The sequence below is a fragment of the Arthrobacter sp. EpRS71 genome (assembly GCF_001512285.1).
In the GTDB taxonomy this organism is placed as follows: domain Bacteria; phylum Actinomycetota; class Actinomycetes; order Actinomycetales; family Micrococcaceae; genus Arthrobacter.
The window spans coordinates 206,370-227,973 of record NZ_LNUV01000006.1; the positions used below are offsets into that span (position 1 = coordinate 206,370).

12 protein-coding genes are annotated in these 21,604 nt (G+C 64.7%); 2 read left to right on the forward strand and 10 right to left on the reverse strand.

Annotation, left to right across the window (positions count from 1 at the left end; translation table 11 throughout):
* Positions 1 to 133 precede the first annotated feature (133 nt).
* Positions 134 to 1,396 (forward strand): ricin-type beta-trefoil lectin domain protein, encoded by a 1,263-nt coding sequence (locus tag AR689_RS11105; protein ID WP_062070131.1) that lies wholly within the window; start codon positions 134 to 136, stop codon positions 1,394 to 1,396.
* Positions 1,397 to 1,608: 212 nt separating this feature from the next.
* Here AR689_RS11105 and AR689_RS11110 read toward each other — a convergent pair whose 3' ends face one another.
* The 10 genes from AR689_RS11110 to AR689_RS11155 form a co-directional block, all read right to left on the reverse strand.
* Entirely contained in the window at positions 1,609 to 2,439 is an 831-nt protein-coding gene (locus tag AR689_RS11110) for a DNA-formamidopyrimidine glycosylase family protein (RefSeq protein WP_062070133.1), read from the reverse strand.
* A complete protein-coding gene (locus AR689_RS11115; RefSeq protein ID WP_062070136.1) occupies positions 2,432 to 7,414 on the reverse strand; it encodes an Lhr family helicase in 4,983 nt (1,660 codons plus the stop codon). Before AR689_RS11115 ends, AR689_RS11110 begins: the two co-directional genes overlap by 8 nt.
* A gap of 55 nt (positions 7,415 to 7,469) precedes the next feature.
* On the reverse strand, positions 7,470 to 8,117 hold the full coding sequence (locus AR689_RS23315; protein WP_197412949.1) for a DUF4232 domain-containing protein: 648 nt from the start codon (positions 8,115 to 8,117) through the stop codon (positions 7,470 to 7,472).
* Between the two features lie 104 nt (positions 8,118 to 8,221).
* A complete protein-coding gene (locus tag AR689_RS11125; RefSeq protein WP_062070138.1) occupies positions 8,222 to 8,956 on the reverse strand; it encodes a YcnI family copper-binding membrane protein in 735 nt (244 codons plus the stop codon).
* Positions 8,957 to 9,078: 122 nt separating this feature from the next.
* Entirely contained in the window at positions 9,079 to 9,699 is a 621-nt protein-coding gene (locus AR689_RS11130) for a hypothetical protein (RefSeq protein WP_062070140.1), read from the reverse strand.
* A gap of 108 nt (positions 9,700 to 9,807) precedes the next feature.
* Positions 9,808 to 10,365 carry an SRPBCC family protein gene (locus AR689_RS11135; protein ID WP_062070142.1) on the reverse strand — a complete coding sequence of 186 codons (558 nt, stop codon included), beginning with the start codon at positions 10,363 to 10,365 and terminating at the stop codon, positions 9,808 to 9,810.
* Between the two features lie 36 nt (positions 10,366 to 10,401).
* Positions 10,402 to 12,384 carry a serine/threonine-protein kinase gene (locus AR689_RS11140; protein WP_062070144.1) on the reverse strand — a complete coding sequence of 661 codons (1,983 nt, stop codon included), beginning with the start codon at positions 12,382 to 12,384 and terminating at the stop codon, positions 10,402 to 10,404.
* A gap of 71 nt (positions 12,385 to 12,455) precedes the next feature.
* Positions 12,456 to 16,745: a type VII secretion EssC family protein gene (locus tag AR689_RS11145; RefSeq protein ID WP_062070146.1), complete on the reverse strand. Its 4,290-nt coding sequence runs from the start codon at positions 16,743 to 16,745 to the stop codon at positions 12,456 to 12,458.
* Positions 16,746 to 16,804: 59 nt separating this feature from the next.
* The gene (locus AR689_RS11150; protein ID WP_062070148.1) at positions 16,805 to 18,148 is read right to left on the reverse strand and encodes a type 1 periplasmic-binding domain-containing protein; all 1,344 of its coding nucleotides are present in this window, start codon (positions 18,146 to 18,148) and stop codon (positions 16,805 to 16,807) included.
* Positions 18,145 to 21,006 (reverse strand): hypothetical protein, encoded by a 2,862-nt coding sequence (locus tag AR689_RS11155; RefSeq protein ID WP_062070150.1) that lies wholly within the window; start codon positions 21,004 to 21,006, stop codon positions 18,145 to 18,147. The genes AR689_RS11150 and AR689_RS11155 overlap by 4 nt, the downstream gene beginning before the upstream one ends.
* Before the next feature lie 232 nt (positions 21,007 to 21,238).
* Here AR689_RS11155 and AR689_RS11160 point away from each other — a divergent pair, with 232 nt between their 5' ends.
* Positions 21,239 to 21,520, forward strand: coding sequence for a hypothetical protein (locus AR689_RS11160; RefSeq protein WP_026547649.1), 282 nt, complete (start codon positions 21,239 to 21,241; stop codon positions 21,518 to 21,520).
* Positions 21,521 to 21,604 lie beyond the last annotated feature (84 nt).

The following is a 21,604-nucleotide window of genomic DNA, read 5'->3' on the forward strand; positions in this document are numbered from 1 at the left end:
CTCCCGCCCACATTTCGTCCTCGTTACGGCACTGAAAAGAAAACCCGCGTTGATTATTTCCTTGCCGTGACGTTTTGCGTGTCGCAGCGAAAAGGGCTTGCGCACTACAGGGACGGGCCTTCAGAGTGGCACCATGAAGCGAAGACTCATGCCCCTGACGATGCTCGTCGCTGGCCTGACCATCGCAGCTACCCTCATTGCTCCGGAGCCATCTGCCCAGGCAGCCGCTGGTATGCCAGCCCCCGGATCACTGGTCTGGAGCGACGAATTCAACGCCCCCGCCGGAACGGCGCCCGACCCCGGAAAATGGTCCCACGACACCGGAGGATCCGGATGGGGCAACGGCGAACTGCAGTACTACACCAACAGCACCGGCAATGCCGCAGCTGATGGTCAGGGAAACATGGCCATCACTGCCCGCAAAGAAAACCCTGCCGGATATGAGTGCCACTACGGGACCTGCCAGTACACCTCCGCCCGGCTGTTGACCGCCGGCAAGTTCAGCCGGACTCAAGGCCGGTTCGAAGCCCGACTTAAACTGCCCAAGGGCCAAGGCATGTGGCCCGCCTTCTGGATGCTCGGAGACAACGTGTTCTCCGACGGCTGGCCCGCCAGCGGGGAACTCGACGTCATGGAAAACGTTGGCAAGGAACCCGGGACGGTCTGGGGAAGCATCCACGGACCCGGATACTCAGGGGCCAACGCCGCACATGCCAGCTACACACTGCCCGGCGGTAAGGCCCTGGGCGATGCTTTCCACACGTTCACCGTTGACTGGGGACCCGATTCCATCACCTGGTACATCGACGGAATCTCCTACTCACGGAAAAGCAAAGCCACAACTTCCGGACCGTGGGTCTTCGACCACAATTTCTTCCTTCTGCTGAATCTTGCCGTGGGCGGCCATTGGCCGGGAGCGCCGGACGCCGGCACGGTGCTTCCCCAGACCCTGCTGGTTGATTACGTCCGCGTCTACGAGCTTGCTTCGGTTCCCGCGACGCCCGCTGCTGCGTCCACCACACGAATCCAGGGCTATGCCGGAAAATGCATCGATGTGGCCGGCAGGCAAGCTACCGACGGGGCACCATTGCAGCTGTGGGAATGCGACACCTCCGCTTCGGAGCAATGGACCTTTGCCGCCAACGGCACCATCCGGTCACTGGGCAAGTGCATGGACGTGGCGTGGGGATCAACGGCCAACGGTGCGCCAGTCCAACTCACCAGCTGCAACGGCAGCCCTGCACAGCAGTTCGTCCTCAACACTGCCGGGGATCTGGTGAACCCGCAGGCCAACAAATGCGTGGACGTAACTGACTGGAATCCATCCAACGGTGCGAAACTGCAACTATGGGATTGCGCCGGGTCCACCAACCAAAAGTGGTGGCGGATGGCGTAAAAAAACGTCCGACGGCGGCGCGCATCTTTGCGGGGTCCGGCGGCTATTGCTGGGGCGGCTGGGGAGCTTCCTGGAGTAGCGGGCCGGGCAGGCAGGTGCGCGCAGCCGTCGCGGCGGTGGGTGGCCGGACCTGGCTGGCGTTTAGGTGGCCGGGTCCGGCCGGTTGGGTGTGTTTTTTGAGCATTGTGTTTGTTGAGCAGGGTGTTTCTTGGTCAGGGCGCTGGCTGGCAGCGCGGACAGAAGTAGATGTCCCGTTCCTCGGTGCCGTCCGGTCCTGCCAGGAGGCCGCGGCGTACTGTAGCGCCGCAGCGCCTGCACGGTTGGCGTTCCCGTCCGTACACCCAATACCCGGGGCGCAACGCGCGCGGGCCTAAGGTGGTCCGCCGGCCCGGGCCCAGATTTTCGCCGAGGAGGCGTTTGGCGTCGTTGATGGTCTTGGCGAGGTCCGGGACTTCGCCCACGGGCAGGGCTGGGTGGATGCCGGAGAGGAAGCACGACTCGCAACGGTAGATATTGCCGATACCTGCCAGCTTCCGCTGATCCAGCAGGGCAAAGCCCACAGTCACGTCCGGTTCGGCGCGAAGCCTGCGCAGGGCTTCTTCCTCGTCCCAGTCAGGACCGAGCAAGTCCGGGCCGAGGTGCCCCACAATCTTGTCTTCCTCAACAGTGGGCACTACTTCCAGGATGCCGAGTGAGAACCCGACGGCGTCTGCGGAGTCCGTGCGGAGCACACACCGCGCAGTGTGGCCGGGTTTCGTCCAGCGGCCCCCGGGCGGGTAGATCATCCAGTTCCCTTCCATTTTGAGGTGGGAGTGGATGGTTAGTGCACGGGGCCTTCGGCTGGCGCCGGGTTCCTCGTCAACCGGGCCCGCCAAGCGCATGAGCAGGTGCTTTCCCCTGGGAACAACCTCGGTCATGGTCCAGCCCGCCAGGTTCAAGGTGGCGAAGCGGGGCACACGGAAGTCTGAGGCGTTGATGATCTTCCCTGCCAATGCCTCGTTCAGGCGTGAGGCAGCCCGCCAAATGGAATCGCCTTCAGGCACGGATTCGGAGTCCCTTCGGTGTGGAGTAGGCCCCCGCGGCCGCCAAGGCTACGGCGATGGGAGTTTCCAGGAGATCGTGGCCGTTGACCTTCTCCATGACGAGTTTGTCCACGGCACCGCGGCGCACCACATCCACCAATGCCTGGGCCGCAACGGTCAGCACGGCCTCGTCCTGGCTGAAAGTGAGCAGGGTCTTGCCGCCGCGTTCCACATAAAGGACCAACGCGCCGTCCACCATCACCACCAGCGCTCCGGCTTTGCGCCCCGGACGGTGACCGGAACCGGCGTCGACAGAGAGAGCAGGCCAAGGAAGAGCAGCGCCGTAGGGGTTGGCGGGATCTGTCGCGGCAAGGGCAAGCGCGGATGGCTCGGCTTTGGAGATGCGCGCGTCCTCGGTGAAGGACCTGAGCCGGTCCACCGTGGCGGGGACGGCAAACTGGGCGGCCCCCAAATGCTCAATGAAGTAACCGCGCCTGCAACGCCCGGCTTCCTCCAAACGGGCCAGGACTTTATACATGAGCCCGAAGCCACCAATGATGTTCTCTGCCATGACCGAGCCCCGGGTGACCACGCCGTAGCGGTCCAGCAGCAGCTCAGCGGTGCCGCGGGCGTGGATGGTGGGGTCCAGTTCCGGCGCGGGTAGCGCAGACCAACGACCCACGGCCGACGGCGGCGCGGCCGCGATGCCACCTGACGCCGTTCCATAGCGACCACCCGTGAGCCCCGGAGAGCCCAACAATCCCGACCCATGAGAACGGCCCAACCTGCTCATGCGCGGGGCGCGGGCCCTCGGCGCCTTGGCCACTTGCCGGTGCGCGGTCTTCCCGCCGGCGATCATGGCCCTCACCGGAGCGAAAGTATCCCCTGTGACGCGGCCGGCCCAGACGAGATCCCAGAGGGCGGAAACCACGGCGTCGTCGCTCAACACCGCATCCATGCCACCGGCCACCTCCGTGAGTTGCCGGAAGAAGTAGCCACCACCTGCGCTGAAGTGTTCCAAGAGCCGTTGCTGGGCGTCGCCGGGTTCGAACTCGGGGTCCGGGTTGAGCGTCAGCTCAGCGGAATCGGCTACATGGAGGCTGATCCAGCCGTCGTTCCCTGGCAGGGACCCTGCCCCGGACCAAAGGAGTTCGCCGGCTGCCATGAGTTCGTCCAGCATGGCCGGTTTGTAGTCCGCCACCCTGCTCGCGAGGACCAGGGGTTCCCATGCGGATGCCGGGATGGGCACGCCGGACAATTGGTCCACTGCCGTGATGATGCCGTCCAGCCCCCGCAAAGCCTGGCTCCGGGACTTCCCTGGCGCGGTCACGTTCTGCCAGGCCGGCAGGAATCGACCATAGGCGGCCGTGTCCACAGGCTCCACCTCGGCCCGCAGCGCAGCGAGGGAACGACGGCGCAGCTTCCGCAGGACCTCGGCATCGCACCATTCACTGGACGGCGGGGCGTCCACGGTCATGAGCTCTGAGTCGGCTCGTTCTGCAGGCTGCTCGGCGACCGCGTGGGGCCGGAACTCGCCTTCCACCACTCGACCGTCATCAGCGAGGCGTTTCAGCGCCGTATTGACCACCGCGACGCCAAGCCCCAGCCTGGCCGCAGCCTCTGAGGCAGTGAAGGGACCATGGGTGCGTGCGTACCGGGAAACGAGATCGCCCAAGGGATCGTGGACAGGCTCAATGAAGGCGAGCGGCACACCCATGGGCAGCGGAACGCCGATTGCGTCACGGAGCCGCGCCGAGTCTTCAATGGCAGCAAAACGCTCGACGCCGCCGATGGTTACTTTCAGCGCGCGGTTGGCTTTCTGCAATGCCGTGAGGTGTGCCCCGGCGTCAGCCACGGTGCCGTGGGGTGTTACGACGGAAGCATCCTCTGCGAGCTCTGCGTCATCGGGTCCTGCCCGATCTATAGACGGCGGTTTTGATTCAGGCTGGAGGGACGATTCGGGTGCTTTGGCACCTTCCAGCCGCTCTGCGACTTCCTCAACGTCGAGCGGGCCAAGCAGCCGAAGGAGATCCGCCACGCCCTCCATGCCACGAACCCGCCGGTCCGGCGCAAGCCGCTGCAACTCCATCTCGGTCTTGTCGATGACTGCGGCGTCCAGGAGTTCGCGCAGTTCCACGCGACCCAGGAGTTCGTTGAGGAGGGTGGAGTCCAGGGCCAGGGCGGCAGCCCGGCGTTCGGCCAAGGGGGAGTCGCCCTCGTAAAGGAACTGGGCCACATACCCAAACAGCAGGGACTTCGCGAAGGGGGAGGGCTGCTGGGTGGTGGTCTCCACGATCCTGAGCTCCCTGCGCTCCACGGACGCCGCAATGTCTTTGAGGGCGGGTAGATCGTAAACATCCTGCAAACATTCGCGGACGGCTTCGAGCACGATGGGGAAGGAAGGGTACTTCTTGGCGACATCCAGCAACTGGGCTGAGCGCTGGCGTTGCTGCCACAGAGGCTGACGCTTGGCCGGGTTTTGGCGGGGCAGGAGCAAAGCGCGGGCCGCACACTCACGGAACCGCGAGGCAAACAACGCGCTGCCGCCCACTTCGGCGGTGACGATGTGTTCGAGTTCTTCGGGGTCGAACAGAAAGAGCTCAGCACCGGGCGGCTCGTCCTCCATCATGGGCACGCGCAGGACGATGCCGTCGTCGGCTGCCATGGCCGATCCGTCAAGACCGTAGCGCTGTTGGAGCCGTTGGCCCACCGCAAGTGCCCACGGGGCATGAACGGGCATGCCGAACGGGCTGTGGAGGACTACCCGCCAGTCGCCGAGTTCGTCGTGGAAGCGTTCCACCACCAAGGTTCGATCGCTGGGAACAATCTCTGTGGCTTCCTTTTGCTCCCTGAGGTACTGGATCAGGTTGCTTGCGGCGAAGGCATCCAAGCCGCTGGCCTGGCAACGTTCCATAGCCGGGGCCTCGTCCGCTGCGGAGAGTTCGCGGATGAAGGCACCCAGTGCGCGGCCCAGATCAACGGGCCTGCCAAGGGAGTCGCCCTTCCAGAACGGAAGCTTGCCGGGTTGGCCAAACGCGGGGGAGACCAGCACACGATCGTGGGTGATGTCCTCGATTTTCCAACTGGTGGCACCGAGTGCGAAGACATCGCCTACGCGGGATTCGTAGACCATCTCTTCGTCGAGTTCGCCAACGCGGCGTCCACCCTTGGCCGCACGCGCCGAAGCGGTGGGTTCACTCCCGTCTGCGGTGGCGGGGGAGGCAGAGCCTTCAACTTCCGTACCGATGATGTACACGCCGAACAGTCCACGGTCCGGGATGGTGCCACCGGATGTGACGGCTAGGCGCTGGGCTCCGGGCCTGCCTTCAATGGTCCCGGCGTGCCGGTCCCAGATGATGCGGGGCCTGAGCTCGGCGAATTCGTCTGAGGGGTACCGGCCCGCCAGGAGATCCAGCGTGGCCTCGAATGCCGAGCGGGGCAAGCTCGCAAAGGGCGCGGACCGGCGGACAGTGCTGAACCAGTCCTCAACATCGATGCTGCCCAAGGCGGCAGCGGCCACTGTTTGCTGGGCCAGGATGTCCAAGGGGTTGGCCGGAATGCTCAGCCGCTCAATCTGCCCGCTGAGCATGCGTTCCACAGTCACGCTGGTGTGGAGGAGATCGGCCCGGTGCTTGGGGAAGAGGACGCCTTCGGAGATCTCACCAACCTGGTGTCCGGCACGCCCGACGCGTTGCAGACCGCTGGCTACCGATGGGGGAGATTCAACTTGGACCACCAAGTCCACAGCACCCATGTCGATGCCGAGTTCCAGCGACGATGTTGCCACCACGCAGCGGAGCCTGCCGGACTTGAGGTCGTCCTCGATCATGGCGCGCTGGTCTTTGGACACCGAGCCGTGATGCGCCCGGGCCAGCACAGGATCGGCGCCAGTAGTGCTTCCGGCCTGAGCCATCATGTGTGCCGGGGTTGCCGTCGAGGCCGGGATTCCCGGGTTGGATTCGGGAGCAGCCCACTCGCTGCCGCCCACCGCCATCAACTGGCGCTCGGCGTAGATCTCATTGAGCCTGGCTGTGAGTCGTTCTGACAAGCGACGGGAGTTGGCGAACACGATGGTGGATTGCTTGGACAGGACCAAGTCCACAATCTGTTCCTCAACATGCGGCCAGATGGACGCCTGAGGCTGCAACCCCGATGCCGGCCCGGAGTCGAACGCTCCGGCAGCGCCCTGCAGATCGGACATGTCCTCCACAGGTACGGTGACCGTGAGGTTCCAGTTCTTCTTGGACGGCGGGGCGACGATCTCCACGGGGGCTTGGCCGGCCAGGAACTGCGCCACCAACTCACGGGGCTGAACGGTTGCCGAGAGCCCGATGCGCTGCGCAGGCTTCGGAAGCAGTGCGTCCAGGCGCTCCAGGGAAACGGCCAGGTGTGCGCCACGTTTGGTGCCGGCTACAGCGTGCACTTCATCGATGATGATGGTGTCCACTTCGCTGAGCGTTTCCCGGGCACGGGAGGTCAGCATGAGGAACAGGGACTCCGGCGTGGTGATGAGGATATCCGGCGGGTTGGTCAACAGCGTGCGGCGATCTGCCGCCGTCGTATCTCCCGAACGGACGCCGACCGTCACCAGTGGTGCGGCAAGGCCTAAACGTTTCGCTGTTTGGGTGATGCCGATCAGGGGTGCTCGGAGGTTCCGTTCCACATCCACACCCAGCGCCTTGAGCGGCGAGATGTAGAGGACGCGGGTCTTGGTTTTAGGCCGCTTTGCCCTGCCCTTGCCATTGGCTGGGACAGTCTCAAGACCTGGCAGGGTGTCAGTGGGCTTGGAATGAAGGCGATCGAGCGCCCACAGGAAAGCCGCCAAGGTTTTTCCGGAACCTGTAGGCGCCACTACCAGGGCATGGGAGCCCGAGGAGATCGCGTTCCATGCACCATCCTGCGCGGGTGTGGGCTCGGAAAAAGCGCCGAGGAACCATTCCCTGGTTGCCTGGCTGAAACGGCTGATAGCGCCATCCGACGCCTTCGGCTCCTGCATTCCTCCATCATGCCTCACGGCTCCGACAGAATAAGCCGGAGCCGTGAGGAGACGGTCAGACTGCCTGGAAAGCGGTGATGGTCAGGAGCTTGATGCCGGCGTTGCTGCACGCATCGTGGGGCTCCGGGATGAACAGTGAGGCCGTGTCGTTCGGCGGGTAGATGCGGAAACCGGCGGCGGCCACCTTGGTGCAGTCGCCGTAGTTGCCGGCCTGCGTGTAACGGATTTCGGCCCACGCCGACTTTCCCGGGGCCAGTTCTATTTTGGTGACCGGGGTTGTGGTTTCCCGGGTTGCCGGTTCGCCGATCGGTTCACCGTTGGCGTCGGCAGTCAGTGAGACTCCTGCGAAGCCCTCCAAGATGCAGGGGGCGCTGCCGGAGTTGGTCAGGATCAATTTCTCATAGATGCTGCCGGCCGCGCCGCCGCCGGTGGCGTCCGTTGCGGCGGTGAGCGATGCCGCCTTGCACAGCGCGGGTGCTGCGGGTGCAGCGGAGGTTGCTGTCGCGGAGGGGGATGGCGTCGTCGTCGCCGTTGCGGACGGCGTCGCTGATGCCGAGGGGGATGAGGCCGAAGGCGTCGAAGAGGTTGGCGGGGCACTGCTGCTTCCCGACGGGCTGGGGCTTGGCCCGCAGGCAGCAAGAAGTAGCAGCGCAGCGGCTGCCGTCGTCGTCACAAGTCCGGGTTTGATGCGCTGAGTCCACATGGGCACCAGCCTTGCCCCGGCCCTGATCCGAGTCAATTCAGCCACGGTCAGGAGCGCGGATTGGCGCCCGGATTGTGATCTTCCGGGCGCCAACCCGCTGTCAACTACTTGGTGTCGGCTTTGGCCACGGCCGGCTTGGCGGAGCGGCTGCGGTAGAACGCAGCGCCGCCCAGACCCAAGCCAGCGATGCCTGCGATCAGGCCGGCCCAGCTTCGCGCCTGCGAGCCGTCGTCAGTTACAGCGGCGGCCTGCTCGGTGGAGACGGCTTCTGCAGCGTGATGGTCGCCTGCGGCATCGGCTGCCGTGATGGTGACCGACGGTGCCGGAGCCTTGAGATCGTGCGGGTCCTGGCCCTCCTTGGCAATCTCGGACCAGTCTGTCTGGCCCGTCTCGCAGGTCTGCAGCGTGGGGAAGTAAATGGTCTTGCCCGCTGCATCCGGCAGCTTGACCGACAAAACAAGGGCGTCGCGCAGGTGCGGATCCAACGGCGCCTTGGCCGTGTAAACGATCTGGCTTGTCCGCTTGGTGATGGTGGTGCCGTCATCAAGTTTCTTGGGCTCAGCGAGCGTCTCCGTTACCTTTTCCACGGTCCAGTTGGGGTTGACGGTCGGCTGGGCGTCGTTCAGTTCCTCGGGGAGTGAAATGGCCACTTTGGTGGTGCCGTACGTGTCGCAACCGTGGGGGATTCCAAAGGTCACCAGCGCGTACGAGTTAGCTGCGGTCTTGTTGGGGTCGGCGCCGACGTGGGCGGATGCTCCGGCCAAGCCGGCCATCATCAGGGCAGCGGTTCCACCGGCGACGGCGGTAGCGGACAGGGTGCGGCGAATCGAGGATTTCATGGGAAGTGCCTTTCGGGGGCGCCAGATGAAGCGGCGCGGGGTACGGGTTTGAGGCCCGTCACCATGCAAAGGCTGTGCTGTTGCAGCGCGTGATTGTTGTGCGCAGAAGGTGCCGGGCGGAACTAAGGAAGTACGACGACGGCGGGCGGGCCGCGGCGGCTGTCTTGCCTAAGGTTCCGCCAAGGGCGGGGGATGAAGACGTCGGGTGCACCGACAGCGACAGGCGAGGCTCCGGCGTCGGGCCTGAACACCAAGGTGGGCAGGGAGAGCAGCGGCCGCAGCCAGGCGGCGAGTTGCCACAAGGCATCTTCACCCTTGGCCAGGACCACGGCAGACGCAACGGTGGCGACGACGTGGCTCACGAACATGATGGTGCCGAATGCTGTGCCGAGCTCATGGGTATGTGTAGCCGCGATGTCCAGCCCGGCGCTCAAAGGTTCAGCGCCGAGGTGGTGCGTTGTTTCCTGCACGTTTGCCGATATTGGGCCCAAGGCGGTGAAAGCCTCGTGAAGCGCCAACTGTCCTGCGCCCAAGATTCCGGCCATGGTGACAAGATTCAGCTTGAACCGGGTGGCCAGCGTGGCAGCCAGGGCCGTCAGCGCAACGAGCGCCAGGAGGACCGGTGTTGTGGGAAGTTCTCCGCCACCCACAATGTGAGCTCCTGCGGCGAGCAGAACCACAATCAGCGAGATGACGCCTGAACGCAACGCATGAAAGGGTGCCCGGGGCTGTGTTGTGCGCACGGGTCCTCCCTCATCTCTGTGGCCGCTGCCTGACTGTCAGCGTCTTGATTCTATCGGGAGTTCGGCGCTGGGCGGGTCTCGGATTGGTGTCTATGTGGATAGTTCGGCTTAACCCCTTGATGGCCGGAGGAATGTTGGCTTCGGCGGCTCCGGGATGTTTGTTCTGGATCCGGACCGTCGACGGCGTAGCTCAAGTTTTAGACTCTCCTCACCGCGAGCCATGGCCCAGTGATGATTGGCAGAGAACGCCGGTTTCAGGAGCCAACTCAGGCGGCGAAGCAGGGGCTTGGATGCACTGACCCGCCAGTCGTAAGTGATCACCACTTCGGGGCCGTCAGTCTCGAAGGTCCAGCGGCCGGTGCCGTTGAGATCCCCTTTGGCGGTGAGCGCGAAGCCGTCCAAGGTGACGGGTTCGGTGACTGTGAGCCGCCACTTGAGCGTGTAGGGGAGCCAACCTTTGGTGTGCAGGTCGAAGCAGGCACCAACTCCATCAGGTCCGCCGTGGGCTACGGGCGTGACCATGAGGTAGACGGAGGGCCACCACTGTTTGAGAGCCGCGGCGTCGCCGAGGATCTCGACCACTTCCTCGCGGGTTCCGGCGACGCGCCACACCGTGACGAACGCGTAGTCGGTGCTTTTGCCTGTCTTGTTTGTGGTCCCGGCCATTGTTGCCTCCGGCTCCAATGCTACCGAAGGAGGGCTTTACTCGCCCGCGTTCTCCCGCGATGTAATGCCGAAAGGCGTGGACTGGAGCTCAGTGAAGTTTCCGACGCTTGCCCGCACTGTGCACTGTGGCGTGATCTGCAAGGCCGTCACTGTGAGCCCTGAGCTGTCCACTGCCAAAGCACCACCGCAGCCGTCGGAGAATCGCACGCCCTTTTCGCCACCGGTGACAGCGGAGAGCATTTGCGATGGTTTGCCCGAAGCGGGGCTGACGTAGAGCGGATTGAGTTCATCGGCCCCGCCGGCCCACACGGGAACCAGAGTGATTTTCAAGGGGCTGGGCGTTACCACCCGGGCAGGCGTCCGCACTTCCACCCCCTTCAGTCGTTGGACGGGGTAAGCGGTGCCTTTGACGGCCGGATCCTGGGTGGCTGCCGTGGTTGCCTGGGACGCGGCGCGCAGCCACCCGTCCAATGCCTTCTGGTCTGCGGGTGCCACCGGCACCTTGGCGGTCAGCTGCACTGACCCGCCGGCGGGGAGCTCCACGCCGGACAGTTTCCAGCCGCAGGCCACATCCACGCCGGTGACGGAGGCCTGGTTACGGCTCACGGTGCCGCCATCCCACGTCACAGCGGGGCATGATTCTCCATCAGCCAGCCCCGGAATGACCTCGAGGAACTCACCAGACAAGGGCGCCTTCTGCGCCGAGTAGGAGACCGTCAAGCGGACCTGGCCGGACGACGGCTCATACGTGGCACTCCGGGAAATGGTGAGCCCCGTGGGTAGGGCCGGGTCTTGCAACTGCGCCGACACCTGCTGTCCGGGAAGCGTGGGGGCGGCCTGCTGGGTGGTGGGGGACAGGAGAACGAAGCCCACTACCATCGCCACGATCAGTAAGACCGCGCCACCGGCAAGGAGCAGCGCTTTGCGGGTCCGCCAAAACGGGGTGGCCTCCTTCTCCCTTGGCCGCTCCTCCGCCATCGGCCGGATTTCGCGGCGTGGCATGGGGCGGGCAATGGTGGCGCTGCCGGCTTGCCCGAGGTCCGGGACCACGGCCTCGACGTCGGCAGGTGGGGTCGCCGCAAAGGCCGCGAGTTCGTCATCGGTAAAGGCGCCGCGCACCACCGTGGCAGGACGTTCGACGTCGTCGAAATCTTCAGGGGCTTCCCCCCGGGCGATGGGACTGCTGCCCGCAAGACCGGGTGCCAGCCTCCGGAGCGTCGAAGCAGCCTCACGGGCAGTGGGGCGGGAAGCAGGATCCTTGGACAGCAACTGATCGAGGACGCCCCAGAGTGCGTCGTCCACGGGAATCCGCGGCGGACGTGCGGAAACATGGCGGTATGCAACACTGAAGTCCGTGCCGGGACCCGCGAATGGAGTCCGTCCGGCAAGGAGCTCGTACAGCAGGACGCCCGTGGAGTAAATGTCGCCGGGAGGCCCGGACCGGCCTTGGCTGATGAGCTCGGGAGGCATGTACTGCGGAGTGCCAATAAGTCCGGTGGTCTGGCGGATTTTCTCGCCCACGACGTCGGAAATTCCGAAGTCGGAGACCCTGACGTCCCCGACTTCACGCTCGGACCACGGACGGGCGAGGAGCACATTGTCCGGTTTGATATCCCGGTGGGTTACACCGCGCGAATGGGCGAAGGCGAGGGCATCGAAGATTTCAGCTGCAACGTTCACGGCATCTTCGGGTGCCAGCGGTCCGGCTTCCTGGACCATGTCACGCAACGAGCCGCCAGCAACGTAGTCCATGACGATGGCGAGCCGTTCACCCTCAACCACCATGTCCCGCACCGTAACGATGTGGGAGTCCTGCAGTCCCAACAGCACGGATCGCTCGCGGACAAACCTCTCCACCAGGGATGGATCATCGGCATGCTCCGGACGCAGCACTTTGGCCGCCAACGTCCGGCCGTCCGTCGAAGTGACAGTCCAGACCTCGCCAACAGCTCCGGAACCCACCCGTTCGCCGAAGCGGTAAGAGGCCCCGAGCGCCTGCCCCGTCTGTGCCAATTGCATGTCCGTACTCTCCAAAGCTATCGATCTGATTCCCAAGGCCATCCAGGGCAGGGCGCCTGCTGCCCGTCCGTTCAGCTCCCGGGGCTTACCGACTGGATGAGCGATATTTGCCCGCCCACCCCTACGTACCCGCGTCCGGCTGTCATCGCCACGGGTGCCTTCCGTGGAAGGCTGGTACCCAGCAGCTCGCCGTCGTAATTTACGTCCGGCTGGAGCAGCACGCCAAGGCGCGATTTACGCACGGTCTTGGTCCAATGGCTGTATAGCCCACGCAGGTCAGTCGCCCGCCCGGCCGCGATGATGCACAGCCCCGGCGGCCCGGAGGCCACGATCCCCGCAATGGACTGGTCCGTGTCCTCGAAACGCTCGGCGTCGTCGATCAGCAGGAACACCGGACCACGCTCGATCCGCAGGGAGGCGAGCAGCGCCGGCACCTCGTCCGCGCCAACGGCCACCCTGTCCAGGCTGGCGGTGGCCAACGGCGAGCGGCGGTCGCAGATGCCCCAAACCTGGGCCGGACCCCGGGAGGTGGCTACGCCACTAACAGCCTCGGCCAAGGCCAGCAGCAAAGTGGACTTGCCCGAACGGGCCGGCCCGGCGATCAGGGCGTGCTCGCCTTCATAGATTTCCAGGAAGGCCGGCGCGAGGTCTGTTTCACGGATTCCCACAGGGATATGCCACGGCTCGGTTTCCAATTGTGGCTTGACGCCCAAATCCGCCATGGTGACGTCAGTAGGCAGGCTCCGGATCGCGGTGGTCTTCGCGGGGGCATCTGCCCAGCCTTGCCGCACGCGATCCACGGCGGACTCGATCCCGATCCCAGGCGTTGCAACGTGCATTTGCAGAGAGGTGCGAGGGTCCACGCATCGCCCGGGGAGTGCCGCGGGGACATTCTTGGACCGCACGCCCAGCGAGGAGTAGTCGTAATTATCGGCGAGCCGGAAAAGCCACTTCTGGAGCGTTACTTCATTCATCACCGAGGGGACCGCTTTGGCGCGGGTGGTGGTCACGGCGAAGGACAGGCCAAGAGCCGGGCCGTCGGCGTAGGCGCGGTACAGCAGGCCCAGAAGTTGCTGCCCTTCAAAGTCCTGGAATTCGTCACGGAGGGATGCCAGGCCGTCAAGCAGCACCACCATGCGGCGATGCGTTCCCGGCGCCGCGCGGCGGCTCTCCAGTTCAGTGCTCAGATGACGCAGGAAACGCGCTTGCTGCTCTTTGGCTCCGGCCCCCGTTCCGACGTATGCCATGGTGTGCGGCAGGCGTTTCAGCATCTCAAGATCCCCGGAGCCCATGTCCAGAATCATCAGATCCAGATCGGTTGGATCTGTCTCCCGTGCAAGCGCCAACGCGATGGAAGCAAGGGTTGTGCTTGTGCCGGAGCCTGCCACACCCATCAGCATCAGGTTGCCCACGGACATGTCCCATCCGGCGGCGGATTGACGCTGCAGTTCAGGCTCGTCCAGCAGGGCCACCTGGACGGTTGACCCATTGATACGGCCCACGGTCGGAAGGACCCGGGGGGACCCATCCACAGCAGCGGCTTCCACCGCGAAACCCTCAAGCTCTACCCGTTCGCCGAGGGCCTCGGGCCACACCTGCCGCGGCGGGGCGTAGCCGGCCTCGCTGTTGGCCTCCACAACGGCGTCGATGAGGAGATCAAGGTCGTTCTCGTCAACCGCTGCGGATCGTGGAACCGCCGGTGCCGGAGCAGGGACGCCGAACTGACGGATGTCGCGAACATCGACGGCGGGACCGCCGTCGAACTGTGCCTGACCGGTGACCAGCGCGGTCTGAACCGGCGTGATGTCGTCCTGGCCAAGTTTCACAAAGGCGCGGCCCATCTGCGCCCTGCCGATGGCAGAAGCGGCGGGTACTCCGATGACGTTGTTGGAATCATCACGGCTTTGGACACGCAACGCCACCCGCAGGTTGGTGTTGGCGAGGATGTCGTCGCTCACCACACCAGCCGGACGCTGCGTAGCCAGGATCATGTGGACTCCCAAGGTGCGGCCCACAGCGCCGATGCTGACGAGGGCGGTCAGCACATCCGGGAAATCCTTGGCCAGCATGGCGAACTCATCCACCACCAGGAGCAGTCGTGGCATTGGTTCGGCCGGGTTCGTGGCCAAGTAGGCGTTGAGGTTGTCGATGCCCTCGCCTGCCTCCGCGAAAACCCGCTGGCGGCGCTCCATCTCCGCTTCCAAAGCGATCAGGGCGCGGTCCGCCAGTTGTTCGTCCAGATTGGAGATGGTTCCGATGGTGTGCGGCAGGCGCTCGCAGGCCTTGAAGGCGGCGCCACCCTTGAAGTCAACCAGGATGAAGTTCAGACGGGTCGGATCGTTGCGGGCAGCGAGGCCGGCAACGAGCGAGCGCAGGAACTCGGACTTTCCAGATCCGGTGGTGCCGCCCACCAGCCCGTGCGGACCGTCCTTGACGAGGTCCAGTGTCAGCGTCCCGTTTTCGCCGGTGCCTATGGGGGTGGAGACACCAGTGGAGGCCTGCCACATCCGGCGGATTGTCGCCGGGTCGGGGCGCTCGTACCCCAGCAAGCCGGGCAGTCGGACCAGCGGGGGCAGGGACGCCCCGGGGACACTGAGTTCGGGATCATCGAAGTGTGCCAGCCGTGTGGCGCAGCGCAGGGCCTCTTCCTGGTCGAGGCCCGCCAGGATGACGTCTTCCACCCGGGTCAGGTCCTCCGGTTGGTCCACGGTGGCTGCAGCATCGGCCCCTACCCTGATGATGGTGGTGCAAGACGCCGGCAATTGCTCCTCGGACGTGGCGATGACGATGCCCGCCACTCGCGGTGGGCGCTGCTGCGGGTTGATGTGGCCGCCCGGGACGGAACGGCCCATGCCAAGCAGTGCCCGTGCCGGGGCGTCCCTGCCTTCAGTGAGGACATCGGAATCGAGGACCACCATAAGAGCGGGCGTGGGCAGTTCTTCCACAGAGTCCTTGAGGGTGCGCAGCATGGCGAGGCTCGTCTCGCGGTGTGCGGACATCCATCGCTCGCCGGTGCTGCTGCCCGTTTGGCGGGTATGGGGAAGCCAGGACGCCCATTCCCACTCATCGGCCCGGCCGGCATCACAGAAAACACCGATTGTCAGATCCGCAGGACCAACGTGCACCGCGGCCTGGGCTACCAGGGAGCGGGCCAAGGCCAAAGCGCCGTCCCGCGAGCCAACGATGCCCACCACGCCGGCGTCGGTCAGGTCCACCAGGACGGGAGCGGCCAAGAGACGGGCTGCTGTGAGGGATTCCCTGACTTTTTCGTCGGGACGCGAGCCGGCAGCCCGGTCCACCTCAGGCTTCCACGGCACGTCACCGGTGCCGGCATGCAGGGCCAGGAAGTCGTCCGAGTCCGCACGGCGCTGCCACAGTGAGGTGGCCGGAAGCGCAGGACGACGAACAACGGTGGCGGGATCGGGGACCATCCGGTGCCTCCGGGCGGTTTCCACCTCAGCGGCCGTACGGATCTGCTGCTCGAACTCCTGGAGGGCTCCGTCAAAGCGCTCTGCCTCTTCCTTGAGTCCGCGGGCGTGGCGGCGCTTCTGCTCGAACCACATACCCACCGCCATCACGGGACTCAGCATGGCGAACATGGCGAAGCGCATGTCCCTCAGGATCATCACCATCGCAACAGCCATAACCAGCGGCGCCAGCACCGTGATGTAACTGAACTTGTTGGCCGGCGGCACGTCTTTGCGGCTGGGTGGGACCAGTGGATCGCCAGCCGGGGCGCGGCCGGGTCGCGGAGGTCTGTTGAAGGGAGCGGTCGCTGCCGGCGTCAGGTTGTGCAGGCTCCCCGGAGCGGGAGCAGGTGTCTCCTCCAGGGTTGGCCGGAGGAGTAGGACCGTGCCTCCTGCCGTGATGGTGGCTGTCTGAGTGACCAGGACACCGTCCTCGCCCACAGATTCGCCGTTGACCAAGGTGCCGTTGGTGGAACCTCCATCCACCACCCGCAATCCGTCCTCTTCGCGGCGAAGGCGGAAGTGATCCCACGACGCACTTTCGGTGGGGAGGCTGAGATCGGCCTGGGGAGACCTGCCAACGAGCATGTCGCGCCCCTGCGGAACGTCCACCACACCACCGGTACGCTGACCACCGGCCAGCGTCAGGCTCCACCCCCGTACGCGGTCCGGTACAGGCCAGGGCGCTCGCGAGATGCGGCTGCCTTCGAGCAGAATCAGTTCGGAGAGTGGCGTGGCACCCCGGACCTCTGTCTCATTGACGAACACCGGCTCGTCCGGCGAAACCCTGGGCCCGCCGGCGGCTTCCACTAAGTCGGACAGCGTGATGGCGGGCGCAGCATGGGCAACCTCGCACTCAAAACGACGATCGTCCAAGTCGATAAGCACACGCACCAGGGCGCTCCTCCTGTAGTGGATCTGTTCCCTTCAGACGTGGGGACAGAAAGATTGGGTTAGGGGCTGGCTGGCGCCGGGACCCAGACGAGCCGCGGGGCGTTTTCATCCGCCGGACGGAGACCGAGGTCCTGAGGGGATGCGTAAACCGGGGTTGCTTCAGCGGTGAGCGCCTGGGATTGCGAGAAGTCCAATGTCGGTCCGGCGAGGCCTTCTCCGGGACCGAAGGACATGGTGCGAAGAGACGCTGCCACCTTCGACGGATCGTTGCTCCCGGCCAGGGCGCCTGCTCGGACCAAGGCCACCACAGCATCGTGACTGCGTGCATCCGCGGCCCAGGCGTCCGCCGAGAACGGAGTATCGTCCGTCAGGTTCTTGATTTCCGGATTCCCGGTGGCCAGTCTGATGCCGGCGAGGAATGCTGACATTCCCCGCCCTTGGGCGTCCTGCTGGAGCGCGACAGCGTCGCCGGTTGCCGGCGCAATGCTGACCAGCTGTCCTGAAGCAGTGCCGTCCAACTCCGAAAGCGAGGACGCGAACGCGGGGGTAGTGGCGCCGTCGGGAAGTATCAGCGGAACTGACACGTCGCGTGACTGGAGGGCTTGGACAAGCCGGGCCAAGCGTTGCGGGGTGGCTGCAGACACCACAACAGCGTCTGCGGGGTTGGCAATCCGGGTTCCTTCAGCGTCTGCCGGCGCATCCTTGGACGGCGGCCGAAGCTGGTCGCCTGTACGGATGGCGGCTTCCTGGGCCAAACCGGACACGTCGGAGAAGCCATCCAGTGCCAGTGTGTCAGCGGGAGTGACGGACGCCGGGACCTGACCGCCGTCGCTGACCAGCAGCACCCGGCTCTTGCCGGCAAGTGCGGTGTCCAGGCCGGCCTGGACAGAGGCCGCCGTCGGTCCGGTGGTCCACGTGGTTTGAGCTGGCTCCGAAGCTTCCGAGTAGGGCAGGATGACGGGTAGGCCCCGCTCCTCAGCGGCCTTCGCTGCTGCACGGGCTTGCGGCCCTGTGCTGGCAACGAGAACGCCGGACACACCCTGCTCGGCGAGGGTTGCAACGGCAGCACGGGCCCCGTCTTCGGTACCTTGGTCGTTTTGGGTGGGGAGGGCGACTGTCGACCCGCCTTGGGCGAAGCGCTGTCCGGCAACTATGGCACCCTGAGCTGCGCGGTTGTACTCGGAGCCAGGTTCGCCGGACTGGCCGAACGTCATGACGACGCCGATCGAGAAGTCCGCCGGCAGGCCGTCAGCCTTGAGGGCGACCGGAACTGTTGCGGCCACAGGATCGGGCCGGGGTGCTTCCGTGGGGCGGTTCAGCGTCATGGTCAGGACCACGGCAGCAGCAATAACGACGGCGGCTCCCGCAGCGATCAGGGCGAAGAGACGGTTCCGGGGGTTCACGCGTTGCCGCCGATCTTCAGTGTGTAGAGCGTCTGTGACGTCGCACCTGCCGGGACTTCGAGTTGGAACGGCGGGAGTTCATCCACGGCAGTGAGCGAGGCCTTGAACTGGGCCTGGCGCAACAGGAGTCCTGCAACGTCGCGGGAGCGGATGTTGGCGTAGCCCTCAGCATTCTGGGAGGCCAGGGCCAACTGGAAGTCCGCGGTGTCCGCTTTGGCCGCGCTGGTGGCCATGGAGCCGAGCAGGCCCGAGCCGTTGACCGCGCGGTCGCCAAGGTCCAGCATCACTTTGTTGAGGCTGGAGGCGAGAAGGGCGCTGGCACCTTCGACGTCGCGGGTGGAGCCGGACGTGCTGGACGCGATGTTGTCCAACGAGGACTGCGTGCTCTTGGACAGGGCGGCTGTCAAGTCACCGCTCTGCCCCAACAGCTCGTCCCGCTGTTTGTTGACCGTCCCCTCGGCATCCTTCACAACGTCGTCCGAGGTGGACTTCAGCCCGGAAATGGACCGGTTGAAGGCTGTGGTTACGGCTTCAGAGCTGGCATCGCCGATGTCGGCAACCTGACGTACCTGTTCGCCCACGGTTTTGTAGACCTCGGCAGCAGTTTCGGCAGAGACGTCGCGGAGGGATTCCTTGATCTTTTCGCCAAGGCCGTCCTGCTGCTCTTTCAACTTCGCGAGTGCGGTCGTCACTGTTCCGGAGGAGTCAATCGCGTCAGCGAGTGCAGCATCCAGCGCCTCAAGTCCCCGTTTGGTGCCGTTGACGCTTCCTGTCGCGGCGCCGTCGAGCGTTTTGACGGCTGACTTGATGGCCTCCAGTTTGGTGTCGGCGTCGTCGAAGGTGGCCTCCAATGCCGAGAATGCCTGGCCGATCGCTTGGTCGGCTGCGCCGGTGTCGGTGGCTGCAAGGACCTGGTCCCAGGCAGTTGACTGGCCTTCAAGCCGCACGTCCAAAGGCTCCTTGAACCCCGGCGGCGGATTCAGGGCAGGTGAGGGATTTCCGTCCTCATCAGTCGGTTCGCACGGCACTGACGTCAAATAGGAACGCAGCCGCTCCACCTCCTTCGCGGACAGCTTGCCCTTGCCGGGGAGGAGGCCATCATCGGAGAGTTTGCACAGCTCATCCGCCACCTTCTGGTTCTGCTGCAGCATGGAGCCGTTCAGCCAGGTTCCCTGACCGAGTTCGCCCTTGGCCGCCTTGGCATTGGTGGCGATGGCGAGCAGTTTCTGCCGGAGAGTGTCAATGCTGCTTTGCGCTGCGGTAGCCGCTTTGCGGGTCGCGGCTGCAGTGTCGGAGGCTGACTTGATGGCTGTATCCAACACCGCGAGGGCTTTGGTGTAATCCTCCGAGGTCCCGGAGCCGTCAAGCATCGCACCGAGGTCGGTGCGCACTTTTTCAAGTGCGACGGCGGAAGTCGCCTGGTCTTTGATCGCGCCTTCGACGACCTGTGGCTGGAGACCGGAGACGAGTTCGTCGCCTTCTTGCACCAGGCCCAGGAGCGCGCCGGTCACGGTCACAGCGGAACCATAAAGAGAGCAGGTCATGGAACCCTGCTCAGCGCACTCCGCAGGCGTGGGGTTCTCGGGTCCCATGGTTGCTCTAAGGGCGCCGGCGACGGTGTCCCGGCAACTCGCGCTGACCTTCGCGTAGGCATCCAGCTGTGAGGACATCGTGAGAACGCTGGAGTACACGGTGGCCGCCGGCGCCGCTTTGGCAACCTCAGCGGTGCACCCGTCACCGGTGATGGGAGAGACCGGGGGCGTGGCGGACGTGTCGCCCAGCATCGCGTCCACGGCGGAGACCGTCAGCTTCAACTGGGACATCGTGGTGGACTGGGTGGCAGTGGTTGAAGACTCCAAATCCGAGCCGAGAACCTGCAGTTGCTGCTTCAGGTCCGACATCGTCACGGCAAGGGCCTGGGAGTTGTCCCGCAGTTCACCGGCTGTCTTCGCGCCAAGAGTCTGCGAGGTTGCCTGCAGGTTCCGGCGGACATCGGTGATGGTGGATCCGGCTTTCGCCAGGACGGTGTTGACGTCTGATACCAGCGAAATGGTGCGGCGCTGCAACTCCATTTCTGAACCTGTCCCGGAGGAGAAGGCGCTGGAGAGCACGCCGTTGGCACTGAGGTCTGTATTGAGGCCAGGCTGGACTGCGACGTCGAACTCGGGAACCTGGAAGTCCTTCACGTCGGCGCTGAGGCGCAGCGTCGTGCTCGCCCCGGAACGTGGGGGAGCCAGTACAGTAGCCCACTGGACTACGGTGGCGCCGTCTTCAGTGCTGCTCAGGACTCCGTTGGTACCTGTGGTGCCGTAGGCTGAGCCGGGTGTTACGTCGTCCGCCCGGATGCCCGGGAGCTTGGTGGACGCAGCGATGGTCAGCGGGGCGCCTACCAGTGCGGTGTCAGAGCGGGCCTGGCCGGCGGCGTCGTACTGAATGGTCTGTGGTTTGACGGTGAGGTTCTCAAGCGTCAGGTCGATCTCTACCGGGCCCGTGTGGCCTTTCAGTTCGGCGAGATCGGAACCCGATTTCTCGCCGGCACGGTACTGGAGGCTCACGCGCACCGGGAGTTCGCCCACTACTTGGGCGGTGTCATATGTGGTGTTTTCCGCCGAGGAGTCACCCGCAGCGGACACAGAAATGGTGGTGCCTTCAATCTTCTGCACTCCGGCGGCTGGGGACAAGCCCACACGGACGCTCTGCAGGAGTTTGACCGGGTCGGACACCGGCTCCGGTTTGGGCGCCTGGGTGCAGGACGTCGTCGCGACTAATCCCAGGGCAACCAAGACGATACCGAGTTGGCGAACCGGGGGGATACGACGCCCCGGGTTGTGTCGGTTAAAACTTGCCTGCCTAGGCATGGATCGTCCCCTCATTCGTTCACGGTGCCTTGAGTATCATACGGGGTTGCGCTCACGAATGGATAAATCAACCTGCGGGCATATCGCCGCAGGTCACAGCCCGTCACGCAGGGGAAACGTTATTTCTCTGTTTGTTGGATTTATTGGGTGGTGTTGGTAGTTTAGGCATCGTCTGGTTGCCTGGCTTTGTTGGCTTGGGCGTTGCGATTGTTCTTATTGGGAGGAAAGTTCTATGTCGCGTGTGTTGTCTACTGAGCAAGCCAAGGCTGCTATTGGTCAGGTGCAGTCGATTATTACTGGTGGTTTTACGGATCAGATTTCGGCGTTGGATGCGCAGGGTCGTGTGTTGTCGGATCCGAATGTTTGGGATGGTCCGTTGGCTGCTGAGTTCCGTGGTTCGACGTGGCCGGAGACGAAGGCTGCGTTGGATAAGGCCAAGGAGGAGTTGGAGCAGTTGCGCGGTCAGTTGCAGAAGATTTCGCAGGATATTTTCTCTGCCGGTGGCGGGGCCTGATTCCTTTTTGCTGTGAGTGTGAGGGCCGGGTGATCGTGCCGCGCTGAGCCGTTGGGCTGTTGAGTGCGGTGTGGTTGCCCGGCC

Excerpts from the sequence above, each read along its gene's own strand:
- AR689_RS11155 (WP_062070150.1), bottom strand. The coding sequence starts at position 21,006 with ATGCCTAGGCAGGCAAGTTTTAACCGACACAACCCGGGGCGTCGTATC.
- AR689_RS11105 (WP_062070131.1), top strand. The coding sequence starts at position 134 with ATGAAGCGAAGACTCATGCCCCTGACGATGCTCGTCGCTGGCCTGACC.
- AR689_RS11140 (WP_062070144.1), bottom strand. The coding sequence starts at position 12,384 with ATGCAATTGGCACAGACGGGGCAGGCGCTCGGGGCCTCTTACCGCTTC.
- AR689_RS11115 (WP_062070136.1), bottom strand. The coding sequence starts at position 7,414 with ATGCAGGAGCCGAAGGCGTCGGATGGCGCTATCAGCCGTTTCAGCCAG.
- AR689_RS11135 (WP_062070142.1), bottom strand. The coding sequence starts at position 10,365 with ATGGCCGGGACCACAAACAAGACAGGCAAAAGCACCGACTACGCGTTC.
- AR689_RS23315 (WP_197412949.1), bottom strand. The coding sequence starts at position 8,117 with ATGTGGACTCAGCGCATCAAACCCGGACTTGTGACGACGACGGCAGCC.
- AR689_RS11125 (WP_062070138.1), bottom strand. The coding sequence starts at position 8,956 with ATGAAATCCTCGATTCGCCGCACCCTGTCCGCTACCGCCGTCGCCGGT.
- AR689_RS11160 (WP_026547649.1), top strand. The coding sequence starts at position 21,239 with ATGTCGCGTGTGTTGTCTACTGAGCAAGCCAAGGCTGCTATTGGTCAG.